At 50.5% G+C, this 24,853-nt stretch carries 20 protein-coding genes and 8 pseudogenes; 4 read left to right on the top strand and 24 right to left on the bottom strand.

What is annotated here, in order from left to right:
* Positions 1-160: 160 nt before the first annotated feature.
* The 6 genes and pseudogenes from NFH97_RS20870 to NFH97_RS20890 all read right to left on the bottom strand — a co-directional run.
* Positions 161-1,234: a glycosyltransferase family 4 protein gene (locus NFH97_RS20870; protein ID WP_502878720.1), complete on the bottom strand. Its 1,074-nt coding sequence runs from the start codon at positions 1,232-1,234 to the stop codon at positions 161-163.
* Positions 1,235-1,673: 439 nt separating this feature from the next.
* Complete coding sequence (locus NFH97_RS20875) at positions 1,674-2,762, bottom strand: glycosyltransferase (protein ID WP_349625550.1); 1,089 nt, start codon at positions 2,760-2,762, stop codon at positions 1,674-1,676.
* Positions 2,759-3,547 (bottom strand): glycosyltransferase family 25 protein, encoded by a 789-nt coding sequence (locus NFH97_RS20880; protein ID WP_349625551.1) that lies wholly within the window; start codon positions 3,545-3,547, stop codon positions 2,759-2,761. The genes NFH97_RS20875 and NFH97_RS20880 overlap by 4 nt, the downstream gene beginning before the upstream one ends.
* Entirely contained in the window at positions 3,486-4,460 is a 975-nt protein-coding gene (locus NFH97_RS21265; protein WP_502878721.1) for an EpsG family protein, read from the bottom strand. Before NFH97_RS21265 ends, NFH97_RS20880 begins: the two co-directional genes overlap by 62 nt.
* Before the next feature lie 344 nt (positions 4,461-4,804).
* Positions 4,805-5,005 (bottom strand): annotated as a pseudogene (locus NFH97_RS20885) (IS256 family transposase); the annotation flags it as partial.
* Between the two features lie 27 nt (positions 5,006-5,032).
* Positions 5,033-5,926: pseudogene (locus NFH97_RS20890) on the bottom strand (IS3 family transposase); the annotation flags it as partial.
* 47 nt (positions 5,927-5,973) lie between these two features.
* Here NFH97_RS20890 and NFH97_RS20895 point away from each other — a divergent pair.
* On the top strand, positions 5,974-7,131 hold the full coding sequence (locus NFH97_RS20895; protein WP_349625552.1) for an IS30 family transposase: 1,158 nt from the start codon (positions 5,974-5,976) through the stop codon (positions 7,129-7,131).
* A 12-nt stretch (positions 7,132-7,143) separates the two neighbouring features.
* On the opposite strand, the pseudogene NFH97_RS20900 reads toward NFH97_RS20895, so the two are convergent.
* The 3 genes and pseudogenes from NFH97_RS20900 to NFH97_RS20910 all read right to left on the bottom strand — a co-directional run.
* A pseudogene (locus tag NFH97_RS20900) lies at positions 7,144-7,410 on the bottom strand (transposase); the annotation flags it as partial.
* A gap of 514 nt (positions 7,411-7,924) precedes the next feature.
* Entirely contained in the window at positions 7,925-9,037 is a 1,113-nt protein-coding gene (locus NFH97_RS20905; protein ID WP_349625553.1) for a glycosyltransferase, read from the bottom strand.
* A 94-nt stretch (positions 9,038-9,131) separates the two neighbouring features.
* Positions 9,132-9,541, bottom strand: a pseudogene (locus NFH97_RS20910) (IS481 family transposase); the annotation flags it as partial.
* A gap of 154 nt (positions 9,542-9,695) precedes the next feature.
* Between NFH97_RS20910 and NFH97_RS20915 the strand changes: the two are divergent.
* Positions 9,696-10,549, top strand: a protein-coding gene (locus NFH97_RS20915) for an IS5 family transposase (protein WP_349625554.1) whose coding sequence is annotated in 2 segments (ribosomal slippage) — positions 9,696-10,038 and positions 10,038-10,549 — 855 coding nt in all. Because the reading frame shifts where the segments join, the coding sequence is not laid out codon by codon here.
* A 30-nt stretch (positions 10,550-10,579) separates the two neighbouring features.
* Here the strand turns inward: NFH97_RS20915 and NFH97_RS20920 are convergent.
* The 15 genes and pseudogenes from NFH97_RS20920 to NFH97_RS20980 form a co-directional block, all read right to left on the bottom strand.
* Positions 10,580-11,219 (bottom strand): annotated as a pseudogene (locus NFH97_RS20920) (IS3 family transposase); the annotation flags it as partial.
* Positions 11,220-11,291: 72 nt separating this feature from the next.
* A pseudogene (locus tag NFH97_RS21270) lies at positions 11,292-11,519 on the bottom strand (integrase core domain-containing protein); the annotation flags it as partial.
* A gap of 10 nt (positions 11,520-11,529) precedes the next feature.
* A complete protein-coding gene (locus NFH97_RS20925; RefSeq protein ID WP_349625555.1) occupies positions 11,530-11,670 on the bottom strand; it encodes a hypothetical protein in 141 nt (46 codons plus the stop codon).
* A gap of 145 nt (positions 11,671-11,815) precedes the next feature.
* On the bottom strand, positions 11,816-12,037 hold the full coding sequence (locus tag NFH97_RS20930) for a hypothetical protein (RefSeq protein ID WP_349625556.1): 222 nt from the start codon (positions 12,035-12,037) through the stop codon (positions 11,816-11,818).
* A gap of 119 nt (positions 12,038-12,156) precedes the next feature.
* On the bottom strand, positions 12,157-12,354 hold the full coding sequence (locus NFH97_RS21275) for a DUF1153 domain-containing protein (RefSeq protein ID WP_502878722.1): 198 nt from the start codon (positions 12,352-12,354) through the stop codon (positions 12,157-12,159).
* A gap of 51 nt (positions 12,355-12,405) precedes the next feature.
* Positions 12,406-12,579, bottom strand: a pseudogene (locus NFH97_RS20935) (helix-turn-helix domain-containing protein); the annotation flags it as partial.
* Positions 12,580-12,706: 127 nt separating this feature from the next.
* Positions 12,707-13,951, bottom strand: coding sequence for an O-antigen translocase (locus NFH97_RS20940; protein WP_349625557.1), 1,245 nt, complete (start codon positions 13,949-13,951; stop codon positions 12,707-12,709).
* Positions 13,948-15,063, bottom strand: coding sequence for a DegT/DnrJ/EryC1/StrS family aminotransferase (locus tag NFH97_RS20945; protein ID WP_349625558.1), 1,116 nt, complete (start codon positions 15,061-15,063; stop codon positions 13,948-13,950). The genes NFH97_RS20940 and NFH97_RS20945 overlap by 4 nt, the downstream gene beginning before the upstream one ends.
* Entirely contained in the window at positions 15,060-15,518 is a 459-nt protein-coding gene (locus tag NFH97_RS20950; RefSeq protein ID WP_349625559.1) for an acyltransferase, read from the bottom strand. The genes NFH97_RS20945 and NFH97_RS20950 overlap by 4 nt, the downstream gene beginning before the upstream one ends.
* Positions 15,508-15,921, bottom strand: coding sequence for a sugar 3,4-ketoisomerase (locus NFH97_RS20955; protein WP_349625560.1), 414 nt, complete (start codon positions 15,919-15,921; stop codon positions 15,508-15,510). Before NFH97_RS20955 ends, NFH97_RS20950 begins: the two co-directional genes overlap by 11 nt.
* The gene (gene rfbA / locus NFH97_RS20960) at positions 15,912-16,796 is read right to left on the bottom strand and encodes a glucose-1-phosphate thymidylyltransferase RfbA (RefSeq protein WP_349625561.1); all 885 of its coding nucleotides are present in this window, start codon (positions 16,794-16,796) and stop codon (positions 15,912-15,914) included. Before rfbA ends, NFH97_RS20955 begins: the two co-directional genes overlap by 10 nt.
* Before the next feature lie 43 nt (positions 16,797-16,839).
* On the bottom strand, positions 16,840-17,910 hold the full coding sequence (gene rfbB, locus NFH97_RS20965; RefSeq protein ID WP_349625562.1) for a dTDP-glucose 4,6-dehydratase: 1,071 nt from the start codon (positions 17,908-17,910) through the stop codon (positions 16,840-16,842).
* Positions 17,911-17,985: 75 nt separating this feature from the next.
* A pseudogene (locus NFH97_RS20970) lies at positions 17,986-19,007 on the bottom strand (IS30 family transposase).
* 86 nt (positions 19,008-19,093) lie between these two features.
* Positions 19,094-20,491, bottom strand: coding sequence for an MBL fold metallo-hydrolase (locus NFH97_RS20975; protein WP_349625563.1), 1,398 nt, complete (start codon positions 20,489-20,491; stop codon positions 19,094-19,096).
* Between the two features lie 96 nt (positions 20,492-20,587).
* Positions 20,588-21,028, bottom strand: a complete 441-nt coding sequence (locus NFH97_RS20980) for a pilin (RefSeq protein WP_349625564.1) — start codon at positions 21,026-21,028, stop codon at positions 20,588-20,590.
* Between the two features lie 377 nt (positions 21,029-21,405).
* On the opposite strand from NFH97_RS20980, the gene pilB reads away from it, so the two are divergent.
* Entirely contained in the window at positions 21,406-23,211 is a 1,806-nt protein-coding gene (gene pilB / locus NFH97_RS20985) for a type IV-A pilus assembly ATPase PilB (RefSeq protein ID WP_349625565.1), read from the top strand.
* Positions 23,212-23,578: 367 nt separating this feature from the next.
* Complete coding sequence (locus tag NFH97_RS20990) at positions 23,579-24,718, top strand: type II secretion system F family protein (RefSeq protein ID WP_349625566.1); 1,140 nt, start codon at positions 23,579-23,581, stop codon at positions 24,716-24,718.
* The last annotated feature ends 135 nt before the right edge of the window (positions 24,719-24,853 follow it).

Raw genomic sequence — 24,853 nt, forward strand, 5'->3', positions numbered from 1 at the left:
TGGCCATTGTCGAGCCGCTGATCAGCATACTGCAACGGGATGGAGGCTAACTCATCCTCGACGGCCTTGGCGAACAGGTGTTGCACTTGCTCCCTGATATGACCAATCTTCATGCCGATCTCTTATACATTTAACATTAGCGAATACGAATTAAGAGACACTAACAATTTTTTATCAGATCCTTTAATCGCTCGTCCACGTCATCAACATTGAAATCTCTCCTAGCAATTCTATAACTTTCCTCACCCATATCTTTCAGTGATTTTGGGTTCTCTATATAGAACAAAAACTTCTCGGCCAAAGCATCTGCATCAAAAGGAGCAACAATAAAACCATTCACCCCATCCTCTACAGTTTCACGACACCCAGGAACATTTGTGGTAATTACAGGCAGCCCAGTCGCCATTGCTTCCTGCGTTGACCTAGGAAAGCCCTCTCGGTACGAAGGAAGAACAAAAACGTGAGAAGAAGCAAGCCAGCGTTCAACATCGTCTACGTAACCTGGATGAATTACGATACCGCTATCAATGGCGTCTGACAATTCATCTCTAGATAAAGACGAAGGATTCTCTTTATCCACCTCTCCTAACACAACAAACTCTACTTCGGGATATTCCTTCTTTATCTTTTTAGCAGCTGACAAAAATTCGTAAATACCTTTTTCTAACAAAAGCCTTGCCACAAAAACAAATCTCAACGGCTTTGCCAAATCCAATTCCGAGCGCTTATAACTTCCAACTTTTACACCTATAGGACCAAGTATCTCTATTTTATCTTTATTTATAATACTAAAACGAGACAAGTCCACCGGATCATCCCGGTTAAGAAAAATAATTTTATCCGAAAAATAATAGAAAAACGTACACATTACACCATGCAGAACTCGAAGTAAATTCTTTCTCACACTAAACTTGCCGTTTACAGGCGTATGTATATAGCCAAGACCCTCAAGCATTGCCAGTCGCCGAGGTGTTTTGGCAATCGCTCCTGCTAAAGACGAATACATAGATGGTTTGACAAAAAACCCTATGACTACATCCAATGATAGACTTTTAAAAAGTCGTGATAAACTTATAATAACCATAAAATCTTTTATTGGATTAACTCCTCCCCTACTTATTTTATAATCAATAGGAATTCCGCCCAGGGCTCTAATCTCTCGTTTTGTCCTGTCGGTATAGTCAGCGGCGAAACAATAAACTTCGTCTCCTCCATTGCGAATCTTCTCGATCAAGGATTTTCTAAAAATCAGGAGCCCTGGGCTAACATTCTGAGAAACTAGTGCTATCTTCAATCTATGCCTCGTTTCAGGATTCTTACCTTTCTGATCGTGCCAAAAAATTTGGGCACTGCTTAATTGTGTTGCAATGACTCTCAGGTTTCTGCATCACACTTTTCCGCTGCTGGCGCTTTAGCACGCCATTGATAGAGCTGACTCGGCTGGAGCTAGAACCTAAGCGGCAGTGGCAACCCGCGCCAGTTCAGCGAGCAATAGAGCTTCAGAGCTTTCACACGGTAGGAGTCGGTGTAGCGGACACGTTGTTTCTTGATGGGTAGTGCTGGCTTTGTCATGAGTTACCTCGTACAAAGTAGCTCCTTAACGGGGTGTCAAAAAACAGGACAAGATCACTGCGCTACAGTCTGTGCAGCTTTTAGAAGAGACTTCAGACTATCTAGTATGACTTGGCATATATTTCATCCCATTGCTCAACCACAGAATTTAAACTAAACTTTCGTCTAATTCTATCGCGGCACTGATCATTCTCTATTCTTTCCCAATCTTTGTTGTACGCCATTATCAAAGCACTTGACATCTCATCTACACTTCCTGGCTTCACCAATACACCATGATTTCCGACAATTTCCTTTACACCACCACAGTCAGTTGCAACGACATAACAATTCGTTGCCATCGCTTCCGCTACTACCAACCCGAAACCTTCAAACGAGGATGACAATACAAAGATATCTGCTGCCGACAGCAATTCACTAATATCTTTCCTCAACCCCAGCATTTGCACTCTATTTTCAAGACTTTCAATACGAATTAGGTTACGAATGTTATTTTCTTCCACTCCCGTACCGACGATGACCAACCGCGCATCTGGAAACTTTTCTGTTAGACACTTAAAGGATAATATTAGATTCGGATAATCCTTCTCTACACTAAGCCTTCCTACAGCTATAAATACTTTTTTATTATTCAACCCTAAGCAGGACCTAACTTTCTCTCTAGCCAAGGGATTAAATTTAAATCTCTCGGTGTCAATGCCATTATAGACAGTTATCATACTTTTTTTAGGTGCAGCTTTCTTTCTCTCAAAGCTCTCAACAGCTATATTGCTAACATTTGAAAAAACGTCGCCCAAAAAATCAGTCGCGCGATATATCAGCATTCTTCCCACACCACCTTCGTTGTTACTATGAGCGGTGCAAATTAACTTAGGGAAGTGTATAAAAAATCTAGAAACTCTAACAAATATATTGGCATGGTACATATGACTATGTACAACATCAGGTCGAAACCGCCTAACTAATGCAATGAAAGAAAACAAGCCCCTAACTAAGCCAAACATTGATCTTGAACGACAGAGCAAAACAATCTCTATATTTTCTGAACTGGGAACAACAAGGCTTGGCTCAATCAAGTAAGCGATCTTTACCTCATTTCCCTTTTTCGAGAAACAATCCGCCAAATCGACAACTTGTCGTTCGGCCCCCCCCATCCCTAAACAAGTAACCACATATAGAATTTTTTTCATCTAAAACCTATCCACCATGCCACTCTTCTAAACTGGCCTCTCAACAATCTTAGAAAATTCAAGTACCTTATTCTCGAACCAGATACTTCACGCCGGTCTGGCTCTATTGAACTATCAAAACCATTGAAATCCTCAAAAACCTGCAACGGCCTCACGTGAAAAATGTTAAGGCCATACTTCTTTTCGAAAAAAGACCAATCATCAGCCACAGAGGATACTTGTAAAGCGCTATCAGCACTTTTAAAATCAGACACAATTCGACAAGCCGCTTTCCGTGAAATTAAATATCCGACTGTACCACATGTCCAGTTCGCCCAAGGTTTACCGATCGTGTAAGACAAATAAGAATTTACTATTCTAATTGGCTCACACTGATAAAAAAATGGTTCATCCTTAATAGAGAGCTTTGAGTAGCCTAAGATAACAATATCAGCCTGATCGTTTTCAATCATACTTGTAATGTATGAAAGGTTTTCTTTATTAACCCTTGAAATATCTGCATCGTCCTCTAAAACCAAAGCAACAGGAGAATTACAATTAGATATTTCCAGATACAACTTCATGTGGCTTAGCGCACAACCAACTTCTCCCCTTGTCATTTCTCGAGTCAATGTCGAGATTTCGTCTTTTCTAAAAAATGTGCGAACACTTTCTTCTGTGGATCTTCTCAAATCAACAGCATCAAAAAAACTGAACTCAAACCCCTTCTCATTTAACTGCCTTTTAATCGTAGCTCTTCTTTCTTTTTCTGACGATAATGACACCACTCTTACTAAAGGTTGCATTTGATAATGTCCTTGTTTTCGATAAAAGAAACAAAAAAGCTGGTATGGAAAAGTAATACCCTAAGAACCCCAACCTGTTAGCCAGTACAATATTTTCCGAGAGGCTTATAACAATTGAGGATTGAATAAAGACAAGAAAAATGACTCTAGACGGTTGAAATTCAAGCAAGAAAAAAGAAAGCATAAAATTTATAAAAACAAGTGACAACATTACTGTACTAACTTTACCAACAGTTAGATACTCTTCACTATGGTAAAAACTCATTTTTGCTTTCAATGTGTCGATATTAGCAACATCCACAATATAACTAGAAATTTCTATTATCAAGCGAACGATATCTATATTACAAAAAAACACAATTATTATAACAAAAAAAATAACAACCTGAAATCTTGTCTTTAGCACAAATCGTAACACTGCTTTAGATAGGAATGGTAAATATAATACTGAAGTAACATGCGCTAAAACAGAAAAAACAATAAGAACAGACCTTAGTACAAAATATTTAGGCAAAATAAAGACTGCTAAAAGAAATAAAAATGAATAATATTGCCTAATTAAATATACCACGTTTTCCATAAAAATTGGTGAGCACAAGAAAACAGATAAAAGAAAGTAACAATAAATATTGAAGAATTTTTTAACAAAAAATAGAATCACAACCCAATATAGCAATGTAGACAATAAAAAAAAGGAAAAACTAAAATCCATACTACGGAAAAAATACATTATGACAGGTACAACAATTTCTAATCCGTAGTCTGACAAGCTTTTAAAGCTAATATTATCGAAGAAAGCTTTGTACACTTCAGTGTCACCAATAAAAACTGACGAATACGCGACTTTTAGTGAAAAAAAGGAATACACGGGAATAAAAAAGTATAAAACAATAGTTTTTTTGTCGATATTCATATAATCATTACAAACCTAAAGTCACTCTTTATTGAATGCATTATAATGCGGCCTTACATTCTATTGCTTGACGCGTCACCGCTATCCAATCACCAATCTGTCATCAAACATCGAATGATTGCGTTGAATTCACCCGGCTCATTCATCTGTTCACTGAGTGAGCCTGCAGTGCCGGAAAATTTGTAAGCGCGTCACCAACTCACGGTGGTCTCAATAACCGAGAGCAACACTATATCTGATGGGCACATGCTGCGCATGGTCATTGAGACCGCCGTACCCGTAGACCATGCGTTGGAATGCAACCGCGGCGGCCCGTAGTTATCGTCAAATTTGGTCGATGACGGTCAGGCGACATTTTTGTCTGACTGATCGGTTACCTGCTCTCCATTCCGAATCTCGACATTGTTGTCGACTAGCTCCAACTTCTGGGAGTGCTTGATACGCCGCCGTCGCTTTTGGGCACGCTGGAGTAGCTTGAAGACCATCGCCAGGGTTGTCGCGCGGGAGCGGCCAATTCGGCTGTAGTTGGTCCTCAGGCGAACTGATCTTACCCAGCACTGGTGGACACCGGTCTAAGCGATCATTCGAGCCTCGAAGGCCTCTGGGCTGATCATCCCGATCGCGCTGTGCCGGCGTTGCCGGTTGTAGTCCAACTCAATGTACTCGAACACCTGCCGTCGCATGGTTTCTCGGGTCGTGAGTCGCTCGCCGTGAATGGCCTCGACCTTGAGACTGTGAAAGAAGCTCTCGGCGCAGGCATTGTCGTAACAGTTGCCCTTGGCACTCATGCTGCACCGGAGGTCGTGCCGGGTCAGCACCGACTGGTACAGGGACGAACAATACTGGCTACCACGGTCGCTATGCACGATGACGCCCTTGGGCATCTTGCGGCTCCACAGCGCCATCTGAAGCGCGTCGCCGACCAGGTCAGCGGTCATGCGCTCGCTCATCGCCCAGCCGATCACCTTGCGTGAATACAGGTCAATCAGTACCGCCAGGTAGAGCCAGCCCTCACCAGTCGCCAGGTAAGTGATGTCGCCGACCCATTTCTGGTTCGGCGCCGTAGCACTGAAGTCCTGCTCCAGCAGATTCGGTGCGACGGGCAGGCCATGCCGTGAGTTCGTCGTGGCCTTGAACTTACGCGCGGCTTTCGCCCGCAAGTTTTGCCGACGGAGGCTGGCAGCCACGGTATTGAGGCAGATGGCTACGCCAGCATCGTTCAGGTCATGGGTCAGCCTGGGGGCGCCTGAGCGCCCCTTGCCCTGCTCGAAGGCCTGAGCCACGCGCTGATCGGTGAGCGCTTGCCGGCGGCGGCGAGGAGACGGTACACCTCCCCGCAGTCGCCAGGCGTAGTAGCCGCTGCGGGCGACACCGAGAAACGCACACATCCGTTGAATGCTGAAGGCCTGACGATGCTACTCGATGAAGGCGTACTTCACTTCAGGCTTTTCGCGAAGTACACCGCGGTACGCTCAACTGGTCATCGCAACACAGCCACCCTACAGGGAACGATATGGCAAGACGAGGACGGCCAGGAGGACTCTCCGCAAACCAGAAGCAGTTGCTCTGGGAGCAGTGGCAAGCAGGTCAATCGTTAAGTGAGGTCAGTCGGCTACTTTGTCAGCATCCAGGGTCGGTACATCGTGTTCTGTCCACCAGCGGTGGTATTGCACCGCACCCTCGTTCACGATCCAGTCGGCACTTGGCCCTGGCTGAGCGGGAGACGATCTCCCGTGGTATTGCCACTGGTCAGTCCTTTAGGCGAATCGCCCAGCAACTGGGGCGCTCTGTTTCCACGGTGAGCCGGGAAGTCGCTCGCCATGGAGGACGCGACCGGTATCGGGCCAGTACTGCTGATGAGGCTGCATGGGAGCATGCCAAACGCCCTAAGGTGTGCCATCTGGCAACTGTCCCCGAACTGCGGCAGCTCGTCGCGGAAAAGCTTGCACTACAGTGGTCTCCTGAGCAGATCTCGGGCTGGCTGAAACTCCGTTTCCCGAGAGACCGGCGCATGCAGGTGTCACATGAGACGATTTACCGCAGCCTTTACATCCAAGCGCGCGGTGTACTGAAGAAGGAACTGATGCAGCATCTGCGTTATAAGCGCATGATGCGCCGCTCCAAGCTTGCTACGAGTCAGCCGCGCGGACAGATCAGGGATGCGGTGTCCATCCGAGAACGTCCTCCAGAGGCGGAGGACCGGGCGATTCCGGGGCACTGGGAAGGAGATTTGATCACCGGTGCCAGAAATTCCCACATTGCTACGTTGGTCGAGCGTCACTCTCGCTTCACCATGCTAGTTCAGGTGGATGGCAAGGATACGACCAGTGTGATCGCTGGCTTGATAAGAGAGGCCCAGCGGCTGCCGGCTGGTCTGAGAGGATCTCTGACATGGGATCGGGGCACAGAGCTGGCGGCACATAAGGACTTCACGGTTGCGACCGATATTCAAGTCTACTTCTGCGACCCTCAGAGCCCATGGCAGCGGGGAACCAACGAGAATACCAACCGCCTGCTAAGACAGTACTACCCAAAGGGGACGGATCTATCCACGTTCACCCAGCAAGACCTTGATCAGGTGGCCATGCGGCTTAACGAGCGCCCCAGGAAAACGCTGGGCTACAAGACACCTGCCGAAGTCTTATCCACCACCGTTGCATTGACCGGTTGAGCGCAAGGCGGCTTTTTTTGCGATTTCAAGCTCTTCCGACTTCTCAGCCAGCTGACGCTTGAGCCTCGCGTTCTCTTCCGCCAAGGCCTGCTCGCGAGCCGAGGCACTCTGCTGCTGCTGAGCCTTGGCTCGCCATTGGTAGAGCTGGCTGGGTTGAAGACCCAGCTCGCGGGCGGCGGCACTGGCACCAACACGGTCAGCGAGTGCCAAGGCCTCGTCCTTGTAGACCTCGGAGTAACGGGTGCGAGTCTTCTTCATCGACATTGCTTGCCTTGCCATGGGATCACCTCGTTCAGTGTACTGCCTTAACGGGGTGTCCACTGTTGGTGGGAAAGACCAGCCGTGGTCTTGCCCTTGAAGATGTCCATGACCACGGCGGCCTTGCGCTTCGCGGTCCATCGCTTGATGGGGTTTTCGTCGCTCATGCTGTCCTCCTGATGGCTGCACTATACCCTGTGCAGCTATGGAGGGGGTCACTTCATTGCGGACCACGGCCTAGTGGCCATCGTCGAGCCGCTGATCAGCATACTGCGACGGGATGGAGGCTAACTCATCCTCGACGGCCTTGGCGAACAGGTCACAGGCATCTTGGCGCAGCAGCTCGTACAGCGTGTCGGTGACTTAGGGTTCTGCTCGTGAAAAAGCCTGGAAGGTAAAATTGATCATGGTGTCTCCACTCATTGTTGATAGTGATCTGGCGAGATCAATCAACAGGGTACGCCACCTTTCCACCCTCCTACCGTATAACAGTAGTCATCGTAACTCTGCTACTAGGTATGTATGGAAATAGCGTTTATCCTATACCCCAGAGCTCTAGGTATTTTCGCGCAACAGTCTCTGACGAATGGTGAACACTTGCATACTCGTATGCGGCACTCTTTATTTTGTCAACTTCATCGATATCATTAACCAATTCACACATCTTTTCTACCATTAAACTTTTATCTGCGGTGGCATTCACTCCAATAACCATATTATCTGGGCATCTATCATACTCAAAACCTGAGAAAACAACTTTCCCAGCAGCCATTCCGAGAGCCCCGTTTACACCTCTATCATAGCTATATATTTGATCGAGAAAAAGATCACTATCACCGTATTTTTTAACATATTCCGAATATGCCACACCACTGACCACTTCATATCTTACCTTATCTTCTCCTAATATATCAACACATTCCTTCGCAGCACTATCCAATATATCATTTCCTTTTCGAATATCTTTCCCGGGCTGCCAACCATGAAATATTCTTACCGGGTAATGAGTTTTTCTTGGCGCCTTAAATTTATCTTTTCCTATAGGAAGAGGTATAACATTACATAATTTTGGATGATTCCCATAAGCAATCTTGTAGTCTTCTAATCCTGGAACAATATAGGCTGCGGAACGAACAGCATAGAAGTTAAGAAAAACGTACAGCGGGCTAAAAATATATCTAAGCGAATACTGATACTTTCTAAATAACTTTACTGGAGATTTTAGCCATCGGTCCAGGGGAGAGTACTTATATTTTTTAAAAACACATGCCCTTACCCAATAAAAATCATCCCCTAAGGCGCAAAGCGAAATAATTTCACTATTCTTTTTTAGATATCTTATTAGTAAAATATTTCCAATCGCTCCTAGCGCCTCTATTGCAACTGGATTTATTATCTGTACTACCTCAAATCTCCCATACCGCTTTAATTTCTTTTTAACTGATATAAATTTAGAAATTCCTGACAACCCTAGCCAATGCAGAACAAAAGCATATCTGCTATTACAAGATTTCTCAACAATGATGTCCGCATCAATTCTCTTATATGAATCACCGTCGGAGACAGTTAGACTGTCAATACCCAACTCATACATCCCCCGTTTCAGTTCATAATGAACAGATGAGAATTCACCAATCAACAATATCATTTCACCACCAGAAAAATGTAAAATTCAGTAAACACACTTTAGACAAAAATAATATCTATGTAGTCGTTTAAAATACTTGCTAGCTGAGTCTTTTTTACTTGTTGAGTCTCGGATGATTGATTACGTGCTTGGTGAATATCTCTGGACGCCTCCTCTGCCGATCTTTCATCGTAGCTATGGAGGCCTGGTGCTTCAACACCTTTTGTGGGATGTGGTGATTGTACAGCCAACTGGAGCGCTTCAGCGTTTGTACCAGGTCTTCGCCAGAGACATAGCGACGCGTCGCCAATACATCACTGATTCGGCCATCGAAGCGTTCCACCATTCAGTTCGTTTGAGGAAGGCCTGCTAGAATCAGACGATGCTCCACTCGGTGCTTTGCGCATGCCTGATCCAACGGATGCTGGCCAGTGGGCTTTCGCTCACCACCAGAGTTGAAACGATCCGTAAAGCTCTTTTCATTGTCAGTGAGCACTTCTGGATCTTGAACGGGGCCTTTTCAACAATCCGATGGAAAAATGTTCTGGTCAGGTCAGAGCGGACACATTTTAAAACCTCAGCTGCCAATTCAATCTCCCTCGGCGTCTGGTAGCCTAGGTTTTGTCCGAAAAGTCGGATTTGCTAATGTGGCCGATGCCGCAACTGCATAGGTGACCGCATGGCAGGACGCTACGAGCTCTCCGCTCAAAGCTGGGAGATGATTAAGGACATCGTCTCGCCCTGCCAACCAATGGGCCGCCCTCGCCGAGATGACCACCAAGTGCTGAACGGGATCTTCTGGATCCTGTGCTCAGGCGCCAAATGGCGCGATCTGACAGAGCGCTACGGCCCATGGAAGACCGTCTATGACCGCTTTCGTCAGTGGCGCGATGACGGCACCTTCGAGACCATCCTGGCGCGGCTCCAGCTCTGCTTGCGAGAAGATGGCCTGATGGATCTGGACACTTGGATGATCGACTCGACGTCGATTCGCGCCACCCGCGCCGCCTCTGGGGGCGGCAAAAAGGGGGATCGAAAGAACCCATAGACCTTGCGCTGGGGCGCAGCCGAGGCGGCCTGACCACCAAGATCCACATGCTTTGCGATCGGCATGGCTGGCCACTAACGTTCACCGTGTCGCCGGGGCAGGATTCGGATACCCGCCACTTTGGCCCGACCATGGAGCACGTACATTTGCCTGGGCGAGAGGGACGACCACGTAAACGTTGCCGATACATCGTGGCGGACAAAGGCTACGACAGTGATTCCCTCCGCCGGTACTGCGACCGCCACCGGATGAAGCCGATCATTGCCAGACGCAAGATGCACCGAAAGCCACTGCCGGGGGCGTCCAGGGGATTTGACAAGCCGCGCTACCGGGAAAGGAACGTCATCGAGCGCTGCATCGGCTGGATCAAAGAACTACGCCGTGTCTGCACGCGCTATGACAAGCTCGCCAGAAGTTTCAAGGCGATGGTATGCCTGGCCTGCATAGACCGTTGTTTGCGTGCAGACTTTTCAGACAAAACCTAGGGTTGAGTGGAGCCGGCAGCAGTTGTACTACATCTCAATGTATTCGATCACGTCCCTGCGAGCGGCCTGTCGGCTCCAGTATCGCTGACCAGCCAGCCATTCGCTTTTCAGTGAACCGAAGATGCCCCCCATGACAGCATTATCCTAGCCGTTACCCTTGCGGCTCATCGAGGCCTAGAACCCGCGACGATCCAGCGCGGATCGGTAGTCATGTGACGCGTACTGACTACCGCGGTCGCTCTGATGTATCAGTCCTTTCTCGGGCTACCGGCGTCCCACGGCCATCTCCAGGGAGTCCAGTACCAACTGTGTGCGCATGTAATCCGCCATCGCCCAGCCCACCAGCTGCCGGCCGTGGAGGTCGAGCACCGCTGCTAGATAGAGCCAAGCCCTCAAGCGCCCAGATCGCCGTGATATCGGCCACCCGGGCCTGGTTCGATGTCGCCACCGAGAACTTGCGGTTCAGCAGATTGCGCGCCACCAGCAGGCTATGCTCACTGTCGGTTGTATGAAACCAGCGGCGCCGCTGCTTAGCCTCTACACCGGGTACCCGCATCAAGCTACAGGCCTGGTAACGGCCGACCTCGTCGCCGCGGCGTTGAAGCTCTCCGGCCATGCAGCGGCTGCCGTAGCTATCGCGCTTCCGGCGATGGCTCTTTCTGACCTCGCGGAGCATGAAGTGACCCCCTGGTTTCTGCACACCCTCGGCGACTAACGCCGGGTGTGCTCGGGGTGCCACATAGCTCAAAGACTGATGTGGCCGCTCCTCGTTGTAGTACCTAATCCAGCGATTGATGACAGCCCTGGCCTGGCCCAACGATTCAAAGCGATGGAGCCAGATGCACTACTCCTTCAAGGACCGAAAGAAACGCTCCACGAGCCCATTCTGTTCCGGTGTATATGGCGTCGTGAACTGTTGCGTCAGGCCGTAGGCCTTTACCGTCCCCGTGTAGTGACGGCTGCTGAACACAAGCCCATTATCAGAGCGAAGGGCCAATGGCTGCTGAACGCGCGAGCCGATAGATCAGCGCTTCCTCCAGCGCGGCTTCTGCGGTCTTGCTGCTGCCATTGTCGGATAATCGCCAGCCGAGAATCTCTCGCGTGCAGCAGTCGATGATCACTGCCAGGCTGGCTCGTCGATCCTTTCCGCACCATATGGGTGAGATCGGTCGCCCACCATTCATCAGGTCTCGAGGCGACGGATGGCAGGCTCCTGGCACGAGGACGAAAGCCCTGAGGCCGTTTGCGTACCTGCCAGCCTTTGAGTTACAGGATGCGCTGGATCGGCTTGCGGTTCTCCCCCAGGACGCACGCCAGTCGGCGATAGCCGTAGGTGGGGAATTGTTCCAGGGTCAGTTTCACTCTGGTGGTCAGCTCAGTATTGATCGTGCGCTGCCGCGGCCTGGGACGGTAATACAGCGTCCGCCGGGGAAGCCCCAGCCACTGACAGAGTTTGACGAGCGAAACCACGTGGCCCTGCTGGGCCATTTCCGCCTGCAGCGACCTTGCGAGTTCTCGTCCTCGTCGAGCAGGCGGCGAAACTTTTTTAGTGCGTAAATCTGCAGATGGGCCTCGCCCAGCGCCTCTTTGGTCTCCCGCAGCTCGGATTAGTACTGCTCGCGAACGTCTTTCGGGCGAGCCCTGAACCCGTTTTCCATGCTTCGCTGAGCCTCATCGATCCAGCCATCGATCTCGGAGACGGTAAGATCGTATTGGCGAGCCACCTCAGCCGCTGTGGTCATGTCCATGACCACGGCGGCCTTGCGCTTCGCAGTCCATCGCTTGATGGGGTTTTCGTCGCTAATCCTGTCCTCCTGATGCCTGCACTATACCCTTTGCAGCTATGGAGGGGGTCACTTCATGTTGGGGCGATCATAGCCATCATCACGGTGTCGCCACCGCCGTATCGTCATGTCGCTGACACCAAAGCGCTCCGCCATTACCGTGCCGGTGATGTGAGCAGGAGCCGCTTGAATCTCTGCTCGGATCTTTGGGGTTGTTTTCGCTTGCTTATTAAGCTTGATGTCCACGGCAGTGCTCCTGGGTAAACTGGCGAAGAAGTCCACGGGCACCTATCAAAGGATAGCTTCTTTTAGTCGACTTAACATCAAAGCCACCAAAAATGAGCCAGGATCAAAAAAGATGAAAAAGTTATATTTAAGAAAGCTCTCTTCTCATACATGCAAGCATTACAAAAAAATAAATTAAGTAATTAGTAAAGAAAGCGTAAGTAACACCCACCAAGCCATAAATATCCAAAAATGTATAAGATAGAATCACAAAGAGAACAGAAAACAATACCTCAGTCACAACAAATAGCTTCATCATCGCCTTTGCCAGCATTATATAAGCTAGTAGCCAACCAGCTATTTTTACAACATCTCCCATCAATTGCCATGCAAACAAAGTCCGCATAGGTAGAAACTGATCACTAAAAAGTAATAAAATTATAAAATCTCTCATCATGTAAATTGCTAAAGCCCCAAAAGAAACTATCGGAATCAGAACCTTGTAACCTAAAAACAGCTCTTTTCGAACGTCTTTTTTCTCTACTAATTCAGATAGCCTTGGCAAATAATAAATACTAAGAGTAGTAGTAACAACCATCAGATACATCATGGAAATATACCAAATTGCTTGCCAATAACCTGCTTCATCATTCCCCACCACCGCAGCAATATGATTCCTAACAAATATATGCGAGACAGGAACAACTATAGCTGTAGTTATAGTCATCACTGAATATTTCAGGAGACGCTTAAAGTCAACGAAACGAACACCGTTACTTAACGCAGACAACCTTAAAAAACCATGATTTCTAGAATGATACAAAGCGATCAAGAAGACTATTGACTGATTTGTAACAAGAGAAATTAGCGCTCCGTCAACCCCATATAAAAAAACCAAAGTAGTTGTATAAAACAAACTAAAAACACTCTGCACTATATTTATAAATACAAAACTGTTTATTTCCTTCAAACCATTATAAATTGACAAAAAAAGCTGATTACCTACATATAAAAAAATTGTCCCTCCAAATAAAACAAAAACATAAGAAAAAGTATCGTCATTAAGAATATACTCTGAAATATAGCCTGAAAAAAATATCAAGGCAAGGGATACAAGCATTGTACAGAAAAGGGAAATATAAAACGCAGCACAGATGAAGAAGCGTATATCGGAATCACTTTTGTTATATTCGGCAATATACTTCGTTACTCCAGTATTCACTCCGCCTTGAGCTACTGTCATTGATATCTGTATTACATTCTGAAACTGACCAATTATTGCTACGCCCGATGGACCAATGGCTACCGACACTGCCTTGTTCACAGCAAGCATCGCGAGCATCTTTATAACAGTAGCGACGAAACTGAGTAGTGACGTTCTGAAAAAGTTCATTGAAAACTATTAACTGCTTCGATAACGGATTCAATTTCTTTGCTAGATAACGATGGGCTAATAGGCAAGCTGAGGACCTCGTTGTGAATATTTTCAGTAACTGGAAAGTTACAGCTCTTGAATGATTGATAAGCTATTTGCTGATGAGGCGGGACCGGATAATGAACAATTGTTCCTACTCCTTTTTCAAGCAAATATCTCTGCAAGGAATCTCGATTTTTGGTACGGACAACGTATAAATGAAATACGTGGGATTCAAGCTCTTCAATCGACTTTCCTACAAACTCAGGCTTAGATACAATATCACTGTCTAACCCAGATTCGTATTGCAGAGCTAAGCTTTTCCTTTTATTGCTATCAATTTCCAAATATCTGAGCTTAACTCTAAGCATCGCTGCTTGGATTTCATCGAGGCGGCTATTGACTCCTTGATAAGTATTTTCGTATTTTTTTAAGCTACCATAATTCCCTAACGCACGAATAACAGTAGCAAGCTCTTCATCGTCAGTCGTAACAGCTCCAGCATCACCAAGTGCGCCTAAATTTTTCCCCGGATAAAAACTAAAGCCACTAGCGTGCCCCCAACTCCCCGCCCTTTTCCCATTTTTACTGGCGCCATGAGCTTGGGCAGAATCCTCTAGCACCAACAAGTCATATTGACCAGCGATATCCATTATAGCAGGCATATCCGCCAATCTACCGTATAAATGCACAGGTAGAATAGCACGAGTCCGGCTGGTGATAGCTTTTTTTACTCTTTTTGGACATAGGTTAAAACTATATTCATCAGGATCGACGAGGACTGGTACCAGTCGATTCTCTGTGATCGCTAAAATACTCGCAATATAAGTATTCGCCGGTACAATTATCTCATCGCCTTCATTTAGCTTACCTAGTTCTTTCCATGCCCGAAGCGTCAGTGTCAGGGCATCTAGGCCATTCCCTACTCCAACACAAAATTGTGCACCACAATAATCAGCAAATTCTTTTTCAAAACTTCCAACCTCCTGTCCCTGAATATACCAGCCAGAGTCAATAACCCTGCTGGCAGCCTCTATAAGCTCATCCCGGTATGCCTGATTGCATGCTTTTAGATCAAGAAAGGGAATCATTTCTCAAGAAACCTCACTATCTTAGCAGGATTTCCAACTACTACTGCACGGTCTGGTACATCCTTTGTAACCACGGCACCCGCTCCTATCATTGCTTTCTCACCAACTACAACTCCAGGCAGAAGCGTCGCGTTTGCTCCTATACTAGAGCACTTTTTCAAAGTAATGCCTGAGAACTTCCCCGGATAGTGCTTCGAGCGAGGGTAAGGATCATTGGTAAACGTAACATTTGGCCCAATAAAGACATCTGACTCAACACGAGTACCATCCCAAATAAAAACCCCGGACTTTATAGTTACTCGGTCCCCAATTTCCACATCACCTTCGATCAGAGTATGTGCGCAAACATTACAATCTCGTCCAATTTTCGCACCTTTCATCACCACCGAATATTGCCAAATACGTGTACCAACACCAATTTCGCAATCGGAAATATCAGCTTTTTCATGTATCATGATTTTTTTTCACCACCCGAAGAAAGCTATCATAGTTACGAATATAGTCTTCCTCATCGTAATAACTATCAGCTAATACCATTAGCACACAATCTTCACTAAAATCATACATCTCATGCCAAACTAGCTTTTCTAGCATTATTCCTTTATGTGGAGAATCAAGCCAAACGCTCTGTTTTTCTGAGCCGTTATCTAAGAGCATCCGACACTTCCCAGCCACACAAACAGCGACCTGGTAAAGCTCCTTGTGAGCATGGAAGCCGCGTGCAACATCCTCTTTGGTGGAAAACAAATAGTAAACACGTTTTATCTGAAAAGGAACGGATCTGCTCGCTTCCAATACTACCAGAGATCCTCTTTCATCTCCTTTAACAGGAAAATTCACCCATTTAACTAACGACATGAATGCTCCCGAGCAATTGACAGCAAATACTGGCCATAGCTATTTTTACTTAAAGGCCTAGCCAGTTCATTCAACTTCGCAGCAGTTAACCACTTTTTATTAAAAGCGATTTCCTCTAAACATGCTATTTTGTAACCTTGTCGCTTTTCAATTGTTTCAACGAAATGAGCGGCTTCTAAAAGGCTTTCATGTGTACCTGTATCCAACCATGCGTAACCACGACCAAGAACTTCAACAGTCAGCATTTTTCGTGACAAATACTCTTGGTTAATTGATGTGATTTCGAGTTCATTTCTTTCTGATGGTTTCACTGATTTAGCTATAGCCACAACATCATTGTCGTAAAAATATAAACCTGTCACTGCAAAATTTGATTTTGGATTCTTCGGCTTTTCTTCCAGTGATATCGCTTGATATTGATCATCAAATTCCACCACACCGAAGCGTTCGGGATCCTTGACTTGATAGCCAAAAACGGTTGCTCCGCATTCCTTCTCTGATGCCTGTAGTAGTTTTGGAGTAAAGCCTTGTCCATAGAAAATATTATCACCCAAAACCAAACAAACACTATCCTGCCCTATAAAATCCTCTCCAATGATAAAAGCTTGAGCTAATCCATCTGGGGAAGACTGTTCAGCATAGCTAAGCCTTACACCTAAGCGACGCCCATCTCCTAATAGTCTTTCGAAACCAGCTCTATCCTCCGGAGTAGTTATTATTAAAATCTCACGTATGCCTGCAAGCATTAGCACAGATAGCGGGTAGTAAATCATCGGCTTGTCGTATATTGGAAGCAACTGCTTTGATACTCCCATCGTAATTGGGTAAAGCCGAGTTCCTGAGCCACCTGCGAGCACTATACCTTTACGCGCCATATTATGTTTCCCATCTTTTAATCAGTTTGAAAAAGCTCAGACTTCACATCAAGCCTAATCGCTCCCCCCGATAACTACCGTCCCGGACTCTTTTCCACCAATTACTATTGTGAAGATACCATTCGACAGTTTTTCGCAAGCCAGAATCAAACGTTTCTCTTGGGATCCAGCCCAGCTCTTTTTGAATTTTCGAAGCATCAATAGCGTAGCGAAAATCATGACCAGGGCGATCATCAACATAGGATATAAGATCTTGATATTTCTTTACGCCTCCTGGTTTTTCGGGGGCCAACTCTTCAAGTAGATTACAGATAGACCTTACCACTTCAATATTCTTCTTCTCATTATGGCCACCAATATTATACGTTTCGCCGATGGCTCCTTTAGTCGCCACCTCTACCAATGCTCTTGCGTGATCTTCAACAAAGAGCCAGTCTCTTACCTGTTTGCCATCCCCATACACAGGTAGAGCTTTCCCTGCCAGAGCATTAAGTATCGTCAATGGAATAAGCTTTTCAGGAAAATGATAAGGACCATAATTATTCGAACAGTTTGTAACAAGCGTAGGCAAACCGAAAGTTCGCTGCCACGCTCTAACTAGATGATCAGAACTAGCTTTACTCGCCGAATACGGCGAACTTGGCGTATAAGATGTTGCTTCAGTGAATAGCTCTTCGGGGCCTTCAAGGTCTCCATAGACTTCATCTGTAGAAACATGATGAAAGCGAAATCGATCTTTTTTTTTCAAATTATTTTTCTGCAATTTATTGTAATATATGCGGGCTGCCTCGAGTAACTGATACGTGCCAACGATATTGGTTTTAATGAAATCAGCCGGACCATCAATGGACCGATCCACATGACTTTCAGCTGCAAGGTGCATAACAATATTTGGGCGGTATCTTTCGAAAACCTCTGAGACGGTATCCATGTCGCATATATCAGCCCTTACAAAGGAATAACGATTATAGTCTTCAATCTCAGCAAGTGATTCCAAATTTCCAGCGTAAGTAAGCTTGTCAATATTGACGACTTCATGACTGGTGTTTTTTATTAGATGGCGGACTACTGCCGACCCGATAAACCCGGCACCTCCGGTAATTAGAAATTTCATATTGATTTTCCGGCTTTGTTCAATAAAAACTGTGAGTGTGCGGTATCACGGCGGTCTCAAACTACAAGTGCAACTCTATCGGAGTGTCAGAGATCCGGGCGCTGACTTCTGGAGAACCTCCGCGTATACCTCCAGAGGCGTCTTGGCGTTCAACGTCTCTCTAGGCCTAGTATTGAGTGAGTCTGCGATTTCATCGAGCTCCTCCTGGGTGTACGTCGATAGGTTCGTTCCCTTGCGCAGATACTGTCGAAGCAGAACATTGGTATTCTCGTTCGAGCCACGTTGCCACGTGCCGTGTGAATCGGCGAAGTAGATGGCTGTCCCGGTACGTTGGGATATTTCGGCGTGCTTGACCATCTCGCTCCCTTGGTCGTAAATCATCGACAGCCGCAGTGAGCGTGGAACACGGTTCAATTTTTCACTACAGCCGACCATCGCATCCGTAGCGGTCGTACCGTCCATTTTCACCGAGATGACGAAGCGTGTCGTACGCTCGACCAACGTGCCAACGGCAGAACCATTGCTTGCCCCCATGATGAGGTCTCCTTCCCAATGACCAGGCATCAGCCGATCTTCGATCTCAGGCAGCCGGAGATAAAAATCTGACCAAGTCAGGAATTTGGCGGCGACGATCCTTGCCACGACTGCGTGAACGCCGCTTTCCCTTCCCCTGCCGAAGGCAAGCAATGAGCTTTTTTTTTCAGCGAGCCTTGGGGCATCACATAGAGCGCATTGTAGATGGCCTTGTGAGAGACCTGACGTGTAGGGTCATTTGGATACATGCGCTTCAGTGTGATGGCTATTTGCCTAGGAGACCAGTACTAGCGCAACAGGTAGGTCACCAGATCGAAGAGAGGCGTACCAAGGCGCAACTTCTATTGTCGTCGTGCTCGATGTCGCGTCAGCGTGGCCCTGAACCCCGCCAGACTGGCGTCATAGCCAGCATGAGAAGATGCCGCATGCCGAGCCAGTTCCCGAGAAATCGTGCTGGCAGCTCTCCCAAGGTACTTGGCGATGGAGCGTATCGAGTGACCTTCACGCATCAGCATGATGGTGGCACGTTCTTCAGCAGTAAGGTGGTGGTAGAAATGAGTCATAGCGATAGCGTATCTGATCGATCAGGTGTTGCACTTGCTCATTAAGGCCGCCCGTCTTGCATTAAGAATGCTTCGCTCAAGAGGTACTAAAGCCAAAATTTACTGGTCAGAACGACATTCGCAACGAGTATTTTAAGAGCGTCAGCCACCATACACTGGCTTTTATAACTTCCATGAACTAGTCGCACGTTATCGACTTTCTGACCAGGCTGTGAAACAAATTCGATCAAGTTCTTCTGATCAGCGTGCGCTGAAAACCCCGAAATACTCTTGACGTAGGCATTCACCGCCATCCGCTCTCCGTCGACAACGACTTCGGCTCCCCGTTTCGCCCGCTGAATCTGCCTTCCAGCCGTGCCCTCTGCCTGGTACCCCACAAACAGAACAGTGTGCCGGGGGTCTGGTAGCAGTCGCTTGAGGTAGTTAACTATCCTGCCCCCGGTGACCATGCCGCTGGCGGCGATGACGATGGCCCAGGTGTTGGTGGTGGCGAGGTGTTCGACCATGCCGAGGTGGTCGTCGTGGCTGTCCACGGTGACCAGGCCATCGAAGCTGAGGGGGTGGCGGCCGTCATCGAGTCGTGCCTTGGCTTCGCTGTCCCACCAGGGCTTTAGGTCTCGGTATACTTCGGTGAAGCGGGCAGCCAGCGGTGAATCGACGATGATCAGGGGGCGTTCGCCTTTCTCTCCTTCCTTCCGCTCGTGCAAGAGGGTTTCTATTTCGTAGAGCAGTTCCTGGGTGCGGCCGATGCTGAAGGCTGGAATGACCACGCTACCGCCCTCGCGCTGTGCACGATAAATCATTTCCTTGAGCTGTGCGCGCCGCGTCCTGCGACCTTCATGCCTTCTATCGCCGTAGGTGCTCTCGAGCACCAGCACGTCTGCCCGCTCCAGTGGTGTGGGATCCGGCAACAGCGGAGTGTCGGGCGGCCCAAGGTCCCCCGAGAAGACGTAGCGATTATCCAGACTCGCGCGCTCGTCCTCAACATCAATTTCGACGTATGCTGAACCGAGTATATGCCCCGCGTTCTGTAGACGCACCTTGACCTTGTAACGCTCATCGTTCAGCAAGCTTTTCCAAGCGCCATAGGCACTTGGATCAAGATGCATTTGAACGGTATCAAGAAAACGCTCGATTAGCCTGCGGTCACGGGTAAAGCCGATTTTGAGGGCATCCTCGATCACCAGCGGCAGCAGCCGCGCACTCGGCGGGGTACAGATGATGGGGCCCTTGAACCCTGCTGCAATCAGGTAGGGCAGGCGACCGATATGGTCGATATGAACGTGGGTCACCACCAAGGCGATGACGTCGTCGACCGCAAATTCGATCTGGTGTCGCTCGAAGCTGGACTGGCCCTTGAGGTCCACTCCCTGAAATAGCCCGCAATCGACAAGGATGGCGTGGTCAGGTGAAATCTGTAGCCGGTGGCAGCTCCCGGTGACGCCATCGGCGCCACCGTGGTGGATAATGAACGGATATTCCAATAGATCCTGCTCCTTGTTGCCTGAATCCAGGTGCCAAGCCCCGACGCCCGCTTCCTGGCGCCTGGGAGCACGCGATTGGAGCTTCCCCGCCCGATCTCAAGGACTATCGATATCAATGACCTTGGGCAGGACGAGGGTGGCGGCATTCTCCGCTACCGCGAATTGGCTCGGGGATGGCCAGCCCAGGAGCGAACCTTCTTCCGTCGTGGTGGGAGCGGTATAGGCAATACTTGAATCCAGACATGCAGACCACGCGTACGCATTGGCCATGTCCGGCGAGTCTTCATCAAAGGTCCCATCAACCGCCAACGCCGTCCTGGCCGCCGCCAGCTCTTCCTTGCAGGCATTTACCGCGGCACGCTTCTGAAAGTTGGTGTACTGCGGTATGGCGATGGCTGACAGCAGCCCGATGATGGCCACCACCACCAACAGCTCTATCAGGGTAAAGCCGCCCTGCCCTGCCGGTATCACGGTTCCGCTCTGCTCAGAATTACTGATATTGGTACTGGTACTGGCGCTGCTTTTACTGTCTTCCATGTCTGATGCTCCCTGTTGGCTTTTTTGCCGTTTCACGGTGGTGCACTTCCTGACCGGTGGTGCGGCTTGGCGAAAATAGCGCTGAGCCAGGCCATCAACCCCCGCAACCCCGCCCTACCGGGTTCGGAGCATCTTACTTGGGGCTGCGAGCGCCCCTGAGGGCTATACGCCCAAACCTTGACGCCGATTCGGGTTCGGACAACAAAACCGCCTGTGCGGCCCCTCTAGGCGTTCTATCGCGGGGTAGACTGATGGCTAGATTCAGGATGTCGCCGACGGGAGTGAACGGGCCCATCGTGGGGCCCACTTCCAGGGAGGGTGCTGTGCCATTTGACCAGGGGTTCGGAAACGACTCGCCGCAGGGGCCAAACAGTGGATTGGCCCAACGGCTGGTGTCACAGGGGTTACTGAGTCCCCCGGCAGCGCTGCGGGCCGAGCGGGAGGCTCAGGACCGCCACAGCACGCTGTTGCGCTACCTGGTGGAGCATGAACTGGTGAGCGTAGGGCCAGCGACCCGAGCAGCGGCAGAAGAATACGACCTTCCGTTTGTCGATCTACAGGAGCTGGAGCCGAGCGAACTGCCGGCGCTCTCTCACTTCCCCGAAGCCCTGTTGCGCGAGCATTCGGTGCTGCCGCTTCGCCTCGATGATCATCAATTGCACGTGGCGGTGCCCTACCCTTCTACTCTTGCTCGCCTGGGTGAGCTGCAGTTCGTCACCGGCAAGAGCTTGAAGCCGGCGCTGGCGCCACTGGATCAGATCCGAATGCTGCTCGACGCCTACCTGGGGGCCGATCGCCCCGATGATGGCGCCATCTCGGCCGCCCTGGGCGCGCTTGGTGCCACAGGCGTGAACACTGCGGGCGCCGACGAGCGGTCGGGAAAGATGCATCCGTCACGGCAGTCGGATCTGGCTTCTGGCCAGGGCGTGGCTTTCGACACTGAACAGGATGCAGATCTAGACGAGGAGCTGCATGCCGGGCTGGGTTCCGGGCTGAGCTCCAGCCTGAACGACCAGGCCGATGACGCCCCAGTGGTGAAGTTCGTCAATACCATCCTGCGTGATGCGGTCAGAAAGCGTGCCTCTGACATCCACTTCGAGCCCTTCGAGGAGTCCTTTCGGGTGCGCTTTCGCATCGATGGCCTGCTCCACGAGGTGGCCCAGCCGCCGCTTAATCTGCGTGGACGCATCGCCTCGCGCCTCAAGGTGATGGCGCGAATGGACATCTCGGAACGCCGCCTGCCCCAGGATGGCACCATTAAGGTCCAGCTCGACGATGGCGAGGACATCGACTTCCGGGTCAACTCGCTGCCAACCGTCTATGGCGAGAAGCTCGTGCTAAGACTGCTGGGCGCCAGGTCGGCACGCCTGGGTATCGAGCAGCTCGGCTTTTCACCGGACCAGCGCCGGCTGTTCGAGGCTGCCCTGGCAAGTCCCCAGGGGATGATTCTGGTCACCGGTCCCACCGGCAGCGGCAAGACGGTGACGCTGTACACCGGCATCCACCAGCTCAACGCCGTCGAGCGCAATATCTGCACCGCCGAGGATCCGGTGGAGATCAAGCTGTCCGGGATCAACCAGGTCAATGTGGCGCCACGCATTGGCCTCGACTTCGCCAATGCACTGCGTGCCTTTCTGCGCCAGGACCCGGACGTGGTGATGGTTGGCGAGGTGCGCGACCGGGAAACCGCCGAGATCGCGATCAAAGCCGCCCAGACCGGCCACCTTGTGCTGTCCACGCTGCACACCAATTCCGCCGCCGATACCCTGTCGCGACTGGCGAACATGGGCATCGAAGCCTTCAATATCGCCAGTGCGGTCAGCTTGATCGTTGCCCAACGCCTGGCCAGGCGCCTGTGCAGCCAGTGTCGGTCCCCGGTCACCCTTCCTGCCGAGGTGCTGGTGCAACGGGGCCTGACCCATGCCGAGGCCGACAGCGCCGAGCTGTACGAGGCCGTGGGCTGTCGTCACTGCACCCAGGGCTACAAGGGGCGGGTCGGGCTATTTGAGGTGGTGCCGGTGGACCAACGCATGCGCCGGCTGATTCTGGAAGGGGGCAGCGCCGATGACTTCGACGCCCTGGCCCGCGCCCAGGGCTATCCGAACCTTCGTCGCAGCGGCCTTGATCGGGTGCTCGAAGGCGTGACCAGTCTGGCCGAGGTCTGCCGCATCACCGCCGCATGAGACCGCCGCCCTTCCCTCCACCATTTGAGTCCACCGACACGTGCCCTTTCGTCATCGTTCGCCTTCGACGGCTCCGCCTGCCTCTTCGTCCCTGTCGTCGTCCTCGCCGGCCTCTCCTCCTGGGCCCCTCGGGCAGGTGGGTGGCTACCCGCCTGATGCGACGCCGGGGGGGCCAACCTCTTCTGCCTCAGGTGGATCGGGTTCCCACGCTGGCCACAGCCACCTTTCAGCCGGGTCAACTGGGTCAAACGGGTCAAGCGGGTCACGCGACCACCTGCGCAGTGCACGCCGTTCCGCCCCCCCGCATCCGCGCCAGAGGTGCTGGCACTGGAAAGGCGAGGATCGCCAGGGCCAGCGGCGCAGCGGGGTGCTGCTGGCAACTGGCCGTCCCGAGGCCCAACGACAGCTGCACCAGCTTGGTGTGATCCCGCGCAAGCTGCGCCAGGGCGGCACGCTTGCGCGCTTCGAACGCCAGATATCGCCCCGGGATCTCACCCTGTTCTCGCGCCAGCTGGCGACCCTGCTGACCGCCGGCGTGCCGTTGTTGCAGGCCTTTCACGTACTGGGCGAAAGCCTTTCAAAGCCAGCCGTGCGGCTAGTCGTTCAGGCACTGGGCATGGACGTCAGCGCCGGGGCCAGCATGGCCCAGGCACTGTCCCGCCACCCGCTCACCTTCGATGCGCTGTACGTCAATCTGGTCGCCGCCGGTGAGCAGTCGGGTACGCTGGACCGCATGCTCGAGCGTCTAGCCGGCCACCTGGAAAAGCGCGAGCGATTGAAGGCGCGGGTTCGCAAGGCGTTGTGGTATCCCTCCACGGTGGTGGCGGTGGGCATCGCGGTCAGCGCCATCCTGCTGATCAAGGTGGTACCCCAGTTCGAGCAGATGTTCGAGGGCGTCGGGGCAAGCCTGCCCCCGCTGACTCGGCTGACCATCGAGCTTTCTGAGTTCGCCCAGCAGTGGTGGCTGGTGCTGCTGGCAAGTGCAGGCGTGATGGCCGGTGCGGCGAGATGGTGGATCAAGCGCTCGGCCAGGGCGCGCTTCGCCGCTCACGGCCTGGCGCTCAGGCTACCGGTGGTAGGGACGATCCTGGAACAGGCCTCGGTCGCACGCTTCTGTCGCACCCTGGCCACCGCCTTCGCCGCAGGCGTGCCCTTGGTGGAAGCGCTGAAAACCGCTGCCGGGGCCTGCGGCAATGACGTCTACTGCCAGGCGGTGGCGGCAGTGCAGACCGAGGTCGCCAGTGGCCAGCGACTCCACCTGGCGATGCGGGCGACGAGGCGCTTCCCGCCACTGGCGCTGCAAATGGTGGCCATAGGCGAGGAAGCCGGCGCGCTGGACAGCATGCTGACGCGGGTGGCGGATCACTTCGAGCGCGAGGTGGACGATCGCGTCGACACCCTGACCAGCCTGCTGGAGCCGCTGATCATCGTGGTGCTGGGCGTGGTGGTGGGTGGCCTGGTGCTGGCGATGTATCTACCGATCTTCCAATTGGGCAACGTCATCTGACCAAGCCCCGGACTGATGAATCCAGGCATGTCGAATGCCGACCTGAGGAGCCCAGGCTCGACGAAGCCTGAGCCGACGAGGACTTCGCTCAGTGACGCCTTTATTGACGTCTGTATTGGCTTGATCAGTGGACGT

The organism is Halomonas sp. SCS19 (assembly GCF_040147015.1).
GTDB classification, from domain to species: domain Bacteria; phylum Pseudomonadota; class Gammaproteobacteria; order Pseudomonadales; family Halomonadaceae; genus Halomonas; species Halomonas litopenaei.

Bases quoted from the DNA above. Each gene is read 5' to 3' on its own strand.
- NFH97_RS20875 (WP_349625550.1), bottom strand. From the start codon at position 2,762: ATGAAAAAAATTCTATATGTGGTTACTTGTTTAGGGATGGGGGGGGCC.
- NFH97_RS20895 (WP_349625552.1), top strand. From the start codon at position 5,974: ATGGCAAGACGAGGACGGCCAGGAGGACTCTCCGCAAACCAGAAGCAG.
- NFH97_RS20950 (WP_349625559.1), bottom strand. From the start codon at position 15,518: ATGATACATGAAAAAGCTGATATTTCCGATTGCGAAATTGGTGTTGGT.
- NFH97_RS21265 (WP_502878721.1), bottom strand. From the start codon at position 4,460: ATGAATATCGACAAAAAAACTATTGTTTTATACTTTTTTATTCCCGTG.
- NFH97_RS20905 (WP_349625553.1), bottom strand. From the start codon at position 9,037: ATGATATTGTTGATTGGTGAATTCTCATCTGTTCATTATGAACTGAAA.
- NFH97_RS20980 (WP_349625564.1), bottom strand. From the start codon at position 21,028: ATGGAAGACAGTAAAAGCAGCGCCAGTACCAGTACCAATATCAGTAAT.
- NFH97_RS20880 (WP_349625551.1), bottom strand. From the start codon at position 3,547: ATGCAACCTTTAGTAAGAGTGGTGTCATTATCGTCAGAAAAAGAAAGA.
- NFH97_RS20955 (WP_349625560.1), bottom strand. From the start codon at position 15,921: ATGTCGTTAGTTAAATGGGTGAATTTTCCTGTTAAAGGAGATGAAAGA.
- NFH97_RS20945 (WP_349625558.1), bottom strand. From the start codon at position 15,063: ATGATTCCCTTTCTTGATCTAAAAGCATGCAATCAGGCATACCGGGAT.
- NFH97_RS20940 (WP_349625557.1), bottom strand. From the start codon at position 13,951: ATGAACTTTTTCAGAACGTCACTACTCAGTTTCGTCGCTACTGTTATA.
- rfbB (WP_349625562.1), bottom strand. From the start codon at position 17,910: ATGAAATTTCTAATTACCGGAGGTGCCGGGTTTATCGGGTCGGCAGTA.
- NFH97_RS20930 (WP_349625556.1), bottom strand. From the start codon at position 12,037: ATGGCCCAGCAGGGCCACGTGGTTTCGCTCGTCAAACTCTGTCAGTGG.
- rfbA (WP_349625561.1), bottom strand. From the start codon at position 16,796: ATGGCGCGTAAAGGTATAGTGCTCGCAGGTGGCTCAGGAACTCGGCTT.